The 13,809-nt window shown below is 60.4% G+C and carries 11 protein-coding genes and 2 pseudogenes; 8 read left to right on the top strand and 5 right to left on the bottom strand.

Features of this window, described 5'->3' with window-relative positions; translation table 11 throughout:
- Positions 1-303: 303 nt before the first annotated feature.
- Positions 304-888 (bottom strand): annotated as a pseudogene (locus tag ABE459_RS08210) (SRPBCC family protein); the annotation flags it as partial.
- 21 nt (positions 889-909) lie between these two features.
- On the opposite strand from ABE459_RS08210, the pseudogene ABE459_RS08205 reads away from it, so the two are divergent.
- From ABE459_RS08205 to ABE459_RS08195, 3 genes and pseudogenes are all read left to right on the top strand, one after another.
- Positions 910-1,191: pseudogene (locus tag ABE459_RS08205) on the top strand (FAD-binding oxidoreductase); the annotation flags it as partial.
- 96 nt (positions 1,192-1,287) lie between these two features.
- Positions 1,288-2,061, top strand: a complete 774-nt coding sequence (locus ABE459_RS08200) for an RHS repeat-associated core domain-containing protein (protein WP_323830135.1) — start codon at positions 1,288-1,290, stop codon at positions 2,059-2,061.
- A gap of 134 nt (positions 2,062-2,195) precedes the next feature.
- Entirely contained in the window at positions 2,196-3,113 is a 918-nt protein-coding gene (locus ABE459_RS08195; RefSeq protein ID WP_346648009.1) for an RHS repeat-associated core domain-containing protein, read from the top strand.
- A gap of 163 nt (positions 3,114-3,276) precedes the next feature.
- Here the strand turns inward: ABE459_RS08195 and gbcA are convergent, their stop codons facing one another.
- Positions 3,277-4,569 carry a glycine-betaine demethylase subunit GbcA gene (gene gbcA / locus ABE459_RS08190; RefSeq protein ID WP_323830137.1) on the bottom strand — a complete coding sequence of 431 codons (1,293 nt, stop codon included), beginning with the start codon at positions 4,567-4,569 and terminating at the stop codon, positions 3,277-3,279.
- Between the two features lie 296 nt (positions 4,570-4,865).
- On the opposite strand from gbcA, the gene gbcB reads away from it, so the two are divergent.
- Both gbcB and ABE459_RS08180 read left to right on the top strand, forming a co-directional pair.
- Positions 4,866-5,966, top strand: a complete 1,101-nt coding sequence (gbcB, locus tag ABE459_RS08185; protein ID WP_031314933.1) for a glycine-betaine demethylase subunit GbcB — start codon at positions 4,866-4,868, stop codon at positions 5,964-5,966.
- 201 nt (positions 5,967-6,167) lie between these two features.
- A complete protein-coding gene (locus ABE459_RS08180; RefSeq protein WP_323830139.1) occupies positions 6,168-6,938 on the top strand; it encodes an RHS repeat-associated core domain-containing protein in 771 nt (256 codons plus the stop codon).
- 52 nt (positions 6,939-6,990) lie between these two features.
- Here the strand turns inward: ABE459_RS08180 and ABE459_RS08175 are convergent, their stop codons facing one another.
- Positions 6,991-8,616 (bottom strand): methyl-accepting chemotaxis protein, encoded by a 1,626-nt coding sequence (locus ABE459_RS08175; protein WP_323830141.1) that lies wholly within the window; start codon positions 8,614-8,616, stop codon positions 6,991-6,993.
- Between the two features lie 276 nt (positions 8,617-8,892).
- On the opposite strand from ABE459_RS08175, the gene ABE459_RS08170 reads away from it, so the two are divergent.
- The 3 genes from ABE459_RS08170 to ABE459_RS08160 all read left to right on the top strand — a co-directional run bounded on the left by ABE459_RS08170 (position 8,893) and on the right by ABE459_RS08160 (position 11,540).
- The gene (locus ABE459_RS08170; RefSeq protein WP_110992272.1) at positions 8,893-9,123 is read left to right on the top strand and encodes a hypothetical protein; all 231 of its coding nucleotides are present in this window, start codon (positions 8,893-8,895) and stop codon (positions 9,121-9,123) included.
- Positions 9,120-9,422, top strand: a complete 303-nt coding sequence (locus ABE459_RS08165; protein ID WP_110992273.1) for a cell division protein ZapA — start codon at positions 9,120-9,122, stop codon at positions 9,420-9,422. Before ABE459_RS08170 ends, ABE459_RS08165 begins: the two co-directional genes overlap by 4 nt.
- 180 nt (positions 9,423-9,602) lie before the next feature.
- Complete coding sequence (locus ABE459_RS08160; protein WP_125462276.1) at positions 9,603-11,540, top strand: methyl-accepting chemotaxis protein; 1,938 nt, start codon at positions 9,603-9,605, stop codon at positions 11,538-11,540.
- A gap of 273 nt (positions 11,541-11,813) precedes the next feature.
- Here ABE459_RS08160 and ABE459_RS08155 read toward each other — a convergent pair whose 3' ends face one another.
- Both ABE459_RS08155 and ABE459_RS08150 read right to left on the bottom strand, forming a co-directional pair.
- A complete protein-coding gene (locus tag ABE459_RS08155; RefSeq protein ID WP_323830143.1) occupies positions 11,814-12,260 on the bottom strand; it encodes a hypothetical protein in 447 nt (148 codons plus the stop codon).
- 360 nt (positions 12,261-12,620) lie between these two features.
- Positions 12,621-13,661: a low specificity L-threonine aldolase gene (locus ABE459_RS08150; protein WP_323830145.1), complete on the bottom strand. Its 1,041-nt coding sequence runs from the start codon at positions 13,659-13,661 to the stop codon at positions 12,621-12,623.
- Positions 13,662-13,809 lie beyond the last annotated feature (148 nt).

Below are 13,809 nucleotides of genomic sequence, written 5' to 3'. Positions count from 1 at the left end.
AAACGACTCTGCTTGGGCGGCCTGTCGGCGTCAAATGCTGGAGTGATGCGCACACCCACGGCATATCGCATGCACCTGTACTTGGGAAAGGGGGGTTTGAGGTCACAGGTCTGGGCCTGGCCTGCGTGCTGCTGGCAGGGGGATCAACTCCGGCGTCTGCAGCGTCGGTAGCTGGCTTGTCTCCTGGCGAATGCCAGCAAAAACTCAGGCCAGTGATCCTGAAAGCGTCGGTTCGGGTATTCGTAAGGTTCTTGAGGTTGTGCCCCGCGCCTTGGCAGGCGATGCCAAAGCGCGGGGAAGCAGTTACTGCGCTTTGACTTCCTTCAGATAAGGCGCCGGCTCCGCCCCCAGGTTCTCCAGCACGCGCTGGCTGTACCAGTCGATGAAGTTCACCACACCAAACTCGTAAGTCTTCGAGTACGGCCCCGGCTGATAAGCGGTGGAGTTGATCCCCCGCTGGTTCTCCTCCGCCAGCCGCCGATCCTGGTCGTTGGTCGCATCCCACACCTTGCGCATTTCTTCAGGGTTGTAATCCACCCCCTCCACCCCCTCCACCGCATCCTTGTGCACCAGCCACTTGGTGGTGACCATGGTCTCCTGCGCGCTGATCGGCCACACGGTGAACACGATCATGTGGTCGCCCATGCAGTGGTTCCACGAGTGCGGCAGGTGCAGGATGCGCATCGAGCCCAGGTCGGGGTTCTGGATGCGGCCCATCAGCTTCTTGCAGGCCACCTTGCCGTCCATGGTCATCGACACGGTGCCCTTGAGCAGCGGCATGCGCACGATGCGGTTACGCAGGCCATGGCTCTTGTGCAGGTAAGGGATCTTCTCGGCTTCCCAGGCGGCGGCCGAGGCGGCCACGTGGTCCTTGAATTCCTGGCCGGCAGTCAGCTGCTGGAGATGAACATGTCCGATACCTTCCTCAATCCGCTCACCACCCAGAGCTGGGCCAATGGCCGCCACATCGTGCGCTGCGTCAGGGTTATTCAGGAAACCTAGGAAACCTGGGATGTGCGCACGTTCTGCTTCATGGCCGACCAGCCGATGATGTTCTTCTTCAAGCCCGGGCAGTTCGTCACCCTGGAGCTGGAAATCGAAGGCAAGCCGGTGATGCATTCGTACACCATCTCCAGTTCGCCGTCGGTGCCCTACAGTTTCTCGATCACCATCAAGCGCGTGCCGGGCGGGTTGGTCTGATCACCTCACACCTGTTATTTCTGCCAGTTGCAAGATGTGCGAGTGGGGTTCAGATTTTTGTAACTATCAGCCATTCGCGGAGACTCCATGAAAGGAGTAAGTATCTCGCCATCTATAGCGACACTACTGGCTGCGGATAGGCAAGGTTCTGTACTGCTGCGCCAGAATAGGGGGACAAGGAGTTTCATCGCCTATGACGCTTTCGGGTTCAATCTTGGTGGTGAGCGCCAGTTACCAGAACTGCGTTCCAGCGGGCAATTACGAGAGACGACAGGCTTCTACATGCTAGGTAACGGAAACCGTGCGTACAATTCGGCGCTGAGAATTTTCCATTCGTCAGATAGCCTGAGCCCCTTTGAGAGGGGAGGGCTGAACACGTACGCCTACTGTGGTTTGGATCCGGTGAACTGGCGGGATAACTCTGGGCGTTCCCGTGACAGAGTCATCAAAAAGCCTAGGTTGGAGACAATATATGAAGATGCAACTCACCAGTATGCTCCTGTGGGTATAGATGCTGCGGCAGCAGTAATTTCAAAGCTGCCGCTGGAGGCACTTCCGGAGCGGATACAAGCTTCATACAAGGCACTCGAGTCCCTGAAGGCCCAAAAAAAACATATGGATAAATACATAATAAATATGTTGGATGAAGTTGGCAGGTCTGTTGCCCGAGGCGTGCCAAACGATCACCTTCAGGCACTAAAGCAAATAGTTTTATCGATAATGTACAGCCAATGGCAACGCGAGCTTGAAATTAAGCTTAAACAGCAGTCTCTTACAAGATGGACGGCTGAATTGACTGTAGATAAGTTGCAGGCTATGCAGCATCTTGCGCAAGAGTTAAGGGCGCCACAGTATGTCTAGATATATCAAAGTGACGCAGGTGCGTGCTGGTTGGCAGGTTTTAGGCTCTGTCTGAAAAAGTAGAAGGGCCGCTTTAGTAGAGTAGTTTGATGTTGTCTTAAAAGTGGTTTTGATGGATTCATGAGGGTTTGGTTATGGAGGCTCTAAAGTTGCTCGCTACCGACCGCTTGGCAAGCCCCATTGTCGCAGTTGGAATGTCGGGTGTAATTCCTATTTCTTATATGCTCCATGGCAGCCGAGCCGCACCCCAGGGGGCACCACTCACTGGCTTTACCGGACAGCCTAGTGAGCCAATTCCGGCGTGGTATTTTCTAGGGCGTGGACGTCGAATTTATAATACAGCGCTTGGCGTGTTCCATTCTCCTGATCAAGGCGGCAGCCCATTTGGGCACGGGGGCATTCACAGTTATGGCTACTGCGGTGGGGATCCCGTGAATCGTCACGATCGCAGTGGGAGGATGGGAGAGAATTTGGTGGGTTATTTGTCAAATAGCATGTTGCCGTCCCCAAAGGGTGTCATAAATATTTTGGGTTATGGAGTTAATGTGTTGGGGGTGATTTCTCCAGTTGTAAGTGCGGTGTCACTAATAAGAAGTGGGACTACTCCTTCCAAGCTAACTGTTATATCCATGCTGGCCTCGTTTGCTGGTGGGGTATCTGGCATTGGATTTGACATTGCGGCGGAAATGCCAGGAGGCGAAACTAACCTGGCCTTACAGTGGGGAAAGACACTTGCTCCTGCCTTCACTTTTATTTCGGGAGCTGCCGCCACGTATTCGACGATTCGTGACATGAAAAGTGCGGATTCGAGATCCCGTGGAGGTGTGGGTGATGTTGTGCCTGTTACCCCAGATTTAAATTGGACGGTTAATATGGCGTATGAGGAAGTTGGACTGGTAGATCGCGGCAATCAAGAACGTGGTATTGTCAGAAAAAGAAGTCAAGAATCTGCTTTGGCTGGCAGAGCTCTCGATGGCAGGAGTGGTGTTGCTATTAACATGCCCAATAGCCCAAGTGCGCCTATATCAGCAAGGACTAGAAGGTTACGCTGAGCGGTGTAAGCCATTTTGTTGATGCTTCTCGTGTTGGAAACACGCGAGGTCTTGCCGTGAAGGTGGCGAGAGTTCTCGAGGTTTTGCACCGATAGTTTTCTTGATGCAGATACTCAAAAGAGTGCCCCATGTCCAGACTGCAATCCTGGACATGGGGAATATATCACTGCGCCATAACTTCCTTCAAATAAGGCGCCGGCTCCGCCCCTAGGTTCTCCAGCATGCGCTGGCTATACCAGTCAATGAAGTTCACCACACCAAACTCGTAAGTCTTCGAGTAAGGCCCCGGCTGATAAGCGGTGGAGTTGATCCCCCGCTGGTTCTCCTCCGCCAGCCGCCGATCCTGGTCGTTGGTGGCATCCCACACCTTGCGCATTTCCTCAGGGTTGTAATCCACCCCCTCCACCGCATCTTTGTGTACCAGCCATTTGGTGGTGACCATGGTCTCCTGCGCACTGATCGGCCACACGGTGAACACGATCATGTGGTCGCCCATGCAGTGGTTCCACGAGTGCGGCAGGTGCAGGATGCGCATCGAGCCCAGGTCGGGGTTCTTGATGCGGCCCATCAGCTTCTTGCAGGCCACCTTGCCGTCCATGGTCATCGACACGGTGCCCTTGAGCAGCGGCATGCGCACGATGCGGTTACGCAGGCCGTGGCTCTTGTGCAGGTAAGGGATCTTCTCGGCTTCCCAGGCGGCGGCCGAGGCGGCCACGTGGTCCTTGAATTCCTGGCTGGCGCGCGGGTCGTTGGTGTCGTCCCACTCCAGCAGCGTCTTCAGCAGCTCCGGGTGCGAACCGCTGCAGTGGTAGCACTCGCGGTTGTTCTCCAGCACCAGCTTCCAGTTGGCCTTCTCCATCAAGGTGGTCTGCACCGCCACCTTGGTGTTCTCCATGTCGTACGGTTCCATGTAGTGGTCGAGGGTGGCCAGGAACTCGTCGATGGCCGGCGGGTTCTCGGCCAGGCTGATGAAGATGTAGCCACCGGCCACCTTCACGTTCACAGGCTTGAGGCCGTACTGGTTCATGTCGAAGTCGGCGCCCATCTCGGTGCCGGCGAACAGCAGGCGGCCATCGAGTTCGTAGGTCCACTGGTGGTAATGGCAGACCAGCTTGGCCACCTTACCTTTGTCGCTGACGCACAGGCGCGAACCGCGGTGGCGGCAGACGTTGTGGAAGGCATGCACCTTACCTTCGGCACCGCGAATCACGATGATCGGGTTCTTGCCGATCTGCAGGGTGATGTAGTTGCCCTTGGTCGGGATCTCGCAAACCATGCCGGCGATCAGCCATTCCTTGTGGAAGATCTCCTGCATGTCGATCTGGAACAGGCGCTCGTCGCTGTAGAAAGGTTGCGGCAGCGAGTAGGTGCGCTCGCGGGTCTGCAGCATCTCGGCGGTGGCCTTGCGTGCGGGTTCCAGTGGGTCGCCCAGGCTCAGGGTAGCGGTGACGTCCATCGTGTGGTCCTCGGGGCCGCGTGCGGCCGACAGAAGTGGCTAATCGTTGTTGTTTGCCGCAGGGCTGCTGCTTTGGATAAACAGCGTGTTGTTTTGCCGAGGAGTGTGCGTTCGAAGGCGTCGGGAACCATATCCATGGGCGACATGGCCGCATCGAATTCCGACGCGCCAACCCTTGTAGCGTGGGGCTGGTCGCGATAAGCACGCCGATGTCGCGGATGGGAATGTACGCAGCCCTCGCGTTGCGCATTATCGGAGCCATAAGAAAGGCCGACAGTCGGCTGCTGGAGATGAACATGTCCGATACCTTCCTCAACCCGGTCACCACCCAGACCTGGGCCAATGGCCGCCACATCGTGCGCTGCGTCAAGGTCATCCAGGAAACCTGGGATGTGCGCACGTTCTGCTTCATGGCCGACCAGCCGATCATGTTCTTCTTCAAGCCCGGGCAGTTCGTCACCCTGGAGCTGGAAATCGAAGGCAAGCCGGTGATGCGTTCGTACACCATCTCCAGTTCGCCGTCGGTGCCCTACAGCTTCTCGATCACCGTCAAGCGCGTGCCGGGCGGGTTGGTCTCGAACTTCCTCCACGACACCATGCACGAAGGCGCCGAGCTGCCGGTGCACGGGCCGGTGGGGCTGTTCAACGCCATCGACTTCCCGGCGGGCAAGACGCTGTACCTGTCCGGTGGTGTCGGTATCACCCCGGTGATGTCCATGGCCCGCTGGTTCTACGACACCAACGCCAATGTCGACATGGTGTTCGTGCACAGCGCCCGTTCACCGAAGGACATCATCTACCACCGCGAGCTGGAGCAGATGGCCTCGCGCATCCCCAACTTCAGCCTGCACATCATTTGCGAGAAGCACGGCCTGGGCGAGCCGTGGGCCGGCTATCGCGGCTACCTCAACCAGCGCCTGATGGAGCTGATCGCCCCGGACTACCTGGAGCGCACCATCTTCTGCTGCGGCCCGACGCCCTACATGAGCGCGGTCAAGCGCATGCTCGAGGCGGTCGGCTTCGACATGAAGAACTATCACGAGGAGTCGTTCGGCGCGACGCCGCCCGAGGCCAAGGCCGATGCGGTGGAGCACGCGGAAGCTGCGGCCGATGCGCCGGAAGTGGACGCGGCCGATCTCAACCTGGTGGAGTTCGTCGGCAGCGACAAGAGCATTCGCGTGGCCCCGGGCGAGACCGTGCATGCGGCGGCGGCCAAGGTCGGGCTGATGATCCCCAAGGCCTGCGGCATGGGCATCTGCGGCACCTGCAAGGTGCTCAAGCTGGGCGGCGAGGTGGAGATGGAGCACAACGGCGGGATCACCGAAGAGGACGAGGCCGAGGGCTACATCCTGTCGTGCTGCAGTGTGCCGAAGGGGGATGTGCGGATCGAGTATTGATCAGATACTCGAGTACCAGGGGCTGCTGCGCAGCCCTTTCGCCGGCAAGCCGGCTCCCTCAGGTACGGCGCGAACCTCTGTGGGAGCCAGGCTTGCTGGCAATGGGGCCACAAGGCTGGGCACCTGATACTTTTGCCAGTTTCACTGCCACTGCGTCGCTGCCAAGCTCCGGAGGGGAACCTCAGCAAAGGAGTTTGGATAGTGCCTACCTACTTGCTTGCCTGTGACAGACAACGCAGCCCTATCGGCGCTACCGAGCTCCCAGGCCGTAGCTTCACGGCCTATGGCGCGCTGCCGTCGCCGCCTGGCCTGAAGACCGGCTTTTGTGGCCAGCTTCGTGAGTCCCGGGTGGACGGCTATCTGCTGGGCAATGGGCACCGTCATTACAATCCAACATTGATGCGTTTTTACCAGCCCGACGCGCTCAGCCCGTTCGCTGAAGGAGGGATCCACGCCTACCTGTACTGTTCCGGCGACCCGGTGAATCGCCATGATCCGAGCGCAGGTTCTTCCGTCTTGATCTCGCAGATCATCCAGCGTTCGGGGACCATCGCCTTGCACACGGCGTCGCCGCTCGCACTTATGCTCGGCCCCGAGCCAAAGGGGGCGCTGGCAGTGAACGCTTCGCGGGTCGCCTTGCTGGGCTCCGCCACGAGCGTGGCGGCAGCTGGCATGGGACTGGCCGGTGTAGGGGCGGCCAACTACGTTGCCAATGCTGGTACGGCACTGCTGGCGGCGGGGGCTGGGACTCGGATTGCCAAAGCCGTCTGGGACAACTGGGAGGGACTCTGGCGATACATGAAGAGAAGCGTCACGACCAATGCCAGGGCCATTCTGGGCATGCGCCCTGCCGATGAGGCAGCGCGCCCCGCGGCCGTGCAGGTAATGGTGGAGATGTCCAACCCGACGTTCACCACCGTTAATGAGCGCGTGCAGCCCGGGCAGAGCAACCAGTCGATCAGGCAGGCCTGATCGACTGGTTACTTTCGCAGAGAGGCGCGCAGGCGCCCGGCGTTCACCAGGATCAGGTGCGGAACCGCGCCACCAACCCGTTCAGGTCCACCGCCAGGCGTGACAACTCGGCACTCGCCGCGCTGGTCTGATGGGCGCCGGTGGCGCTCTGCACCGACAGGTCGTTGATGTTCACCAGGTTGCGGTCCACCTCGCGGGCCACCTGGGCCTGCTCCTCGGCGGCGCTGGCGATCACCAGGTTGCGCTCGTTGATCTGCCCCACCGCCGAGGCGATGGTGTCCAACGCCAGGCCTGCGCCCTTGGCGATGTTCAGGGTCGACTCGGCGCGCTCGGTGCTGGTGCGCATCGAGTCCACGGCCTGCACGGTGCCGCCCTGGATGCTGCCGATCATCCGCTCGATCTCGCTGGTGGACTGCTGGGTGCGGTGTGCAAGCGCCCGGACTTCGTCGGCCACCACGGCAAAGCCACGGCCCGCCTCGCCGGCACGCGCCGCCTCGATGGCGGCGTTGAGCGCCAGCAGGTTGGTCTGGTCGGCCAGGCCGCGGATCACGTCCAGCACCTTGCCAATGTCTCGGGACTGCTCGGCCAGGTGGGTGATCAGCTTGGCGGTGGCCTGCACGTCGCCGCTCATGCGCTCGATGGCGCCCACGGTCTCCATGACCAGGTCGCGGCCATCGCCGGCCGAACGGCTGGCTTCGCTGGAGGCTTCCGAGGTGCTCACCGCGTTGCGTGCCACTTCCTCGACCGCGCTGGTCATTTCGGTGACGGCGGTGGCGGCCTGCTCGATTTCGTTGTTCTGCTGCTGCAAGCCACGGGCGCTTTCGTCGGTGACGCTGTTCAGTTCTTCGGCGGCCGAGGCCAGCTGGGTGGCGGAGCCGGCAATCAGCTGCAGGGTGTCGCGCAGCTTGTCCTGCATCTTGGCCATGGCCTGCAGCAGGCGCGCGGCCTCGTCGGTGCCTTCGGGGCGGATGCTGTGGGTGAGGTCGCCCTCGGCGATCTGCTCGGCGGCCTTGAGCGCTTCGTCGATGGGTTTGACGATGCTGCGGGTGAGCAGGAAGGCGAACAGCAGGGTCAACGCGGTGGCCGCCACCAGCAGGCCGACCACCAGGGTGAAGGTGCTGGCGTACTGGCTGGCGGCCTTGGCGTTGGTGTCGGCGGTCTGGTCGGTGTTGATCTTCACCAGTTGGTCCATGACCTTGTTGATCTGCTCGGAATTGCTCAGCAGTTCGCTGTTGAGCAGGTCGCGCAGCTCATCCACCTTGCCGGCCTGGCTCAGGCTGCGCATGCGCGACTCAAGCTGGCGGTATTGGCCGAGCAACAGGCCGTACTGCTCGAAGGCGGCCTTTTCATCAGCGGCGGCGATCAGCGGCTCGTAGGTGCGACGGGCCTTGTCGATCTGCGCGTTGCGCTCGTCGAGCAGGCGCAGGGTGTCCTGCTGGGTGGCCGGCTCGCGGTTGAGCAGCAGGCGGTAGGACAGCGTGCGCAGGCGCAGGTTGAGCGCGGTCAGCTCGTCGAGGGTCTTGATGCTGGGCACGCTGACTTGCTCGATGGTCACGCCGGCCTGGCGGATGTTGCCCATCTGGATCAGCGAGAAGACACCCAGGCCAAGCATCAGCAGGCCGATCACGGAGAAGCCCAGCAGCGCACGCGGGGCGATGTTCATGTTGCGTAAGGACATGGAGGCGGTATCCAGGGCAGAAAGGGGGCCGCAGTCCATGCGACGAAATAAGACCTGCCGGCGTATCGGTCGTGACCGGGCAGTCTTGATAGTGGCACGGTGGATTTGTGAGGCAGCTAACGAAATTCCTGACAGGCGGTTGACCCAGGCCGGAACAAGGGCGGCCGACACCGGTCAACCTGAGCAGGTAAAAACCTTTTGAATCCGATATTTAATGGCGAGGGCGCAGGTTTTTCCTTATCGTGTGCGCCCTTTGCAACAACCCGAGATAGACGCATGTTGGAAACTTCCCTGAATCAACTCGAGCAACTGGTCAGCGACCTGATGCACAAGAACGCTCAACTCACCGAGCAGAACACCGCCCTCGGCCAGGAACTGGCCCAGGCCAAGGAAGAGAACGAGACCCTGCAGCTGTCGCTGATGGAGCAGGAAGAGAAGCACGGCGCCACCGCTGCCCGCATCCAGGCCCTGGTCGACCGCGCCAGCGCGGGTGTCGTGAACGCATGAGGCTGCACGCGCAGCCGGTCAATGTCGTATCGATCCTCGGCAACGACTATTCGCTCAAGGCGCCGGAAGGCCAGGAAGAAACCCTGGCCCAGGCCGTGCGCATGCTCAACGTCGCCCTGGCCGAGACCAAGCGCAGCTACCCGACCCTGATCGGTGACAAATTGCTGGTGCTGGCGGCCCTGAACCTGTGCTCGAAACAGATCGAGTTGCAGCGCGAACACGCCAAGACCCTGGAGCGCACCCAGGCGCAGATCGACGCCACCGTCGATGCCATCAGCCGGACCATCGGCGACCAGTAAAGCGCTCAAGCATCCCCTGTGGGAGCGGGTTTACCCGCGAAGACGATGGTGGTTTCACCGACGTTTTCGCGGGTAAACCCGCTCCCACAGTCTTTTTGTGCTGTCTCAGATCTCTGGAATAACTGGATACTTGAGTGTATACACTTCTCGCAAAACAATAATTAGCGGGAGTAGCAGGGCATGCGTATCTGGCGGCGGAGCATCCAGTGGCAATTGATCGCGAGCATGGGGGCGGCCCTGCTGGCGAGCATCCTGGTGGTGGTGGCGATCTACACCGTGGCGGTCAACCGCCTCACCGAGCGGTATCTGGTGGACACGGCGCTGCCGGCCAGCATCGAGGCGATCCGCAACGACATCGAACGCATGCTTGGCCGACCGCTGGTGGCAGCGGCGGACATCGCCGGCAATACCCTGCTGCGCGACTGGCTGGCCGCCGGTGAAGATCCTGCGCAAGCACCGCGTTTCATCGAATACCTGGAGGGCGCCAGGCAGCGCAACAAGGCCTTCACCACGATGTTCGCCGCCACTGCGAGCAACCACTACTACAACGAGAAAGGCCTGGATCGCACCCTCAGCCGCGCCAACCCCAAGGACAGCTGGTTCTACGGCTATATCGACAGCGGCGCCGAGCGCCTGGTCAATATCGATATCGACGGGGCCACCGGTGAGTTGGCGCTGTTCATCGACTATCGGGTGGAAAAGGATGGCCAGTTGGTGGGCGTGGCGGGCATGGGCCTGCGCATGAGCGAACTGTCCAAGCTGATCCACGACTTCAGCTTCGGTGAGCACGGCAAGGTGTTCCTGGTGCGCAACGACGGCCTGATTCAGGTGCACCCCGACCAGCAGTTCAGCGGCAAGCGCCAGCTCGCCGAGCAGCTTGATGCCGATGCCGCCAAGGCGGTGATGAGCGGCGACCAGGGCCTGCGCAGCAGCCGTTTCAGCCGCGACGGTGAAACCTACCTGGCCCTGGGCCTGCCCCTGCGGGACCTGAACTGGACCCTGGTGGCCGAAGTGCCGGAGGCCGAGATCTACGCGCAGATGCGTCAGGCCGTATGGCTGACAAGCCTGATTGGTGGTGGCGTGGCCCTGATTTCGCTGTTGCTGGTGGTGCTGCTGGCGCGCGGGCTGGTACGGCCGATCCGCCAGGTCACCGCGGCATTGGTGCAGATTGGTAGTGGTGCCGGTGACCTCAGCCACCGCCTCGACGATTCGCGCCAGGACGAGCTGGGCGACCTGGCCCGGGGCTTCAACCGCTTTCTCGACAGCCAGCGCGGCTTGATCGGTGAAGTGTTGCGCACCACCGAACGCCTGCACCGCTCGGTTGAGCAGGTAACGCAAGTGGTGGACAACACCGCCGAACGCTCCGGGCGCCAGCAGGAAATGACCGAGATGGTCGCCACCGCCGTGCACGAGATGGGTTTGACCGTACAGGACATTGCCCAGAATGCCGGCTCCGCCGCCGTGGCTTCGCAGTCGGCACGCGACGAGGCACTGCAGGCGCGCGAAGTGGTGCGTCGGTCCATTCACAACATCGAAGGCATGTCTGGCGAGATTGGCAAGGCGGCCGATGCGGTCAGCCAATTGGCCGACGAAGTCGCCTCCATCGATGAAGTGTTGGCAGTGATCCGCAGTATTTCCGAACAGACCAACCTGCTGGCACTGAACGCCGCCATCGAAGCGGCGCGGGCCGGTGAGATGGGCCGTGGCTTTGCCGTGGTGGCCGACGAGGTGCGTACCTTGGCCCGACGCACCCAGGTGTCCACCGATGAAGTGCAGCAAATGATCCAGCGCCTCAAGCAGGGCGCAGGCACGGCAGTGTCATCGATGCAGGCGGGGCAGCAGGCGACCGGCAATGGGGTCGAGTCCAGCCAGCGCACGGGTACGTCGCTGGGGGCGATCACCGATCAGGTGGAGCAGATCAGCGACATGAACCACCAGGTGGCCACGGCGACCGAGGAGCAGTCGGCAGTGACCGAGGAAATCAACCGCACGGTGCAGGGGATTTCCGATTTGGCGCGGCAGACGGCGGCCGAGGTGCAAGGGTGCCGGGAGGAATGCCAGGCGCTGCGCGGGTTGGCCGATGACCTGGCGCGGCAAATGGGTGGATTCAGGCTTTAGGCTCTGTACGAAAAGTTTTGTGGGAGCGGGCTTGCCCCGCGATGGAGTGCGAAGCGCATCTGTGCCCGATATCAAATACGCCGCAAATTCGGGCTTTGCTGCCGCGTTGCGGCAGATCGCGGGGCAAGTCGCATCGGCGCACCGCCGCTCCCACACAGATGGATGACCATACTTTTCGTACAAAACCTAGTAAGTCGCGAAGGCAATTGGATCGCCACACTTCTGTCATTGATGCAAACGTGAGTGTGGCGATCCGATCGTGTCATAAAGAGTTCAAACGCTGTTGAAATTTCTATACGTGACCCCTATATCGACATATCCAGGAAATTCCGGGCTGGGTTCGAAATATTCGTATTTTTTCTCAATGATCTCAATCCAGGTGCCGTTATATTTTATGATACTCCCTACGGCTAAATTTGATATGAAATTTTTGAGTTTCTCCGGAACTGGGTAATTCCCGCCGCCATCCCTTTCGCCGAAGTACACAGATACTGTGTCCTCGGGGTGTTGACGAGAGTTGGTAGGCAAGGATGAGTTGCCAATCCTGCTAGGATCCCTAGGAATTATATCCAGCCTTGGCTCTTCGGGTGGCCTATATGTCAGCGACACTTCAGGTTGCCCGAACATATATGTATCACCTTCGCGATACGACATTAGAAATCTTTTGAACTCAGCATTTCGGACTGGGGCTCCAAACCACCACACATCTAAATCTTCCATCGCTGCATCCTCGTTGTAGTATTAGAACGAGGTTTGAGATTGCTGCAGTCTTTCAGCGCGAGCAACTGATAGATTTACCAGTTGACAGTGATAAGAATTAGTATGGTGCGAGTGGATTGTGCGGGGGTTTGTAACGCTTGGAATTGCCCTTTTTTAATTTGTCTTGGGTAGCCCCCGCGCTTCTTGAGTAATCCACGAACTCATTAACCGCGCACCGCCGCTTCAAGGAAGGTATAGAAACTTCAGCTTTCGTATGGCTAGCAGCATTCATCGCGGGTAAACCCGCTTCCACAAGCTGATCACTGTCCTTGAAGACGGTGCCGTACCTGTGGGAGCGGGTTTACCCGCGAATGCGGTGGATCAGGCGCCGACGATGCTGCGGATATCCGCCGCCAACTCGCGCACCCGCGCCTCTTGGGTATCCCACGAACACATGAACCGCGCCCCACCGCTGCCAATGAAGGTATAGAAGCGCCAGCCTTTATTGCGCAGCGCTTCGATGGCAGGCTCCGGCATCTGCAGGAACACCCCGTTGGCCTCCACCGGGAACATCAGCTCCACGCCCGGCAAGTCGCTGACCAGCGATGCCAGCAGTTGCGCACACTGGTTGGCGTGGCGGCCATGGCGCATCCAGGCGCCGTCTTCCAGCAGCCCGACCCACGGCGCCGACAAGAAGCGCATCTTCGAGGCCAGTTGCCCGGCCTGCTTGCAGCGGTAGTCGAAGTCTTCGGCCAGGGCGCGGTTGAAGAACAGGATCGCCTCGCCCACTGCCATGCCGTTCTTGGTGCCGCCAAAGCACAGCACATCGACGCCGGCCTTCCAGGTCAGCTCCGCCGGGGTACAGCCGAGGAAGGCGCAAGCGTTGGTGAAGCGCGCGCCGTCCATGTGCAGGTTCAGGCCCAGCTCTTTACAGGTGGCGCTGATCGCCTTGAGCTCGTCGGGGCGGTACACCGTGCCCACTTCGGTGGCCTGGGTGAGGGTCACCACGCGGGGCTTGGGGTAGTGGATGTCCTGGCGCTTGAGCGCCACTTCACGGATCGACTCGGGGGTGAGCTTGCCGTTGACGCTGGGCGCGGTCAGCAGCTTGGAGCCGTTGGAGAAGAACTCCGGCGCGCCGCATTCGTCGGTCTCGACGTGGGCGGTCTCGGAGCAGATCACGCTGTGGTAGCTCTGGCACAGCGAGGCCAGGGCCAGGGAGTTGGCGGCGGTGCCGTTGAAGGCGAAGAACACTTCGCAGTCGGTTTCGAACAAGTTGCGAAAGTACTCCGAGGCGCGCTCGGTCCACTGGTCGTCGCCATAGGCGCGTTCGTGGCCGTGGTTGGCCTTTGCCATCGCGGCCCAGGCTTCTGGGCAGATGCCGGAATAGTTGTCGCTGGCGAATTGTTGGTTGTTATCGGTCATGACGCCTGTCCTTTTTTACGACGCAGGCACGCACTCTAAACCATCGATTTGGCGGTTGCCTATACAAGCCCAGGCCTGCGTCGCCTGTACCGGCCTCTTCGCGGGTAAACCCGCTCCCACAGGCACAGCGGCGCACCCTGTGGGAGCG

It is taken from the genome of Pseudomonas sp. TWI923 (assembly GCF_039673365.1).
Classification (GTDB): domain Bacteria; phylum Pseudomonadota; class Gammaproteobacteria; order Pseudomonadales; family Pseudomonadaceae; genus Aquipseudomonas; species Aquipseudomonas sichuanensis.
This window is presented reverse-complemented; position numbering and strand designations above follow the sequence as displayed.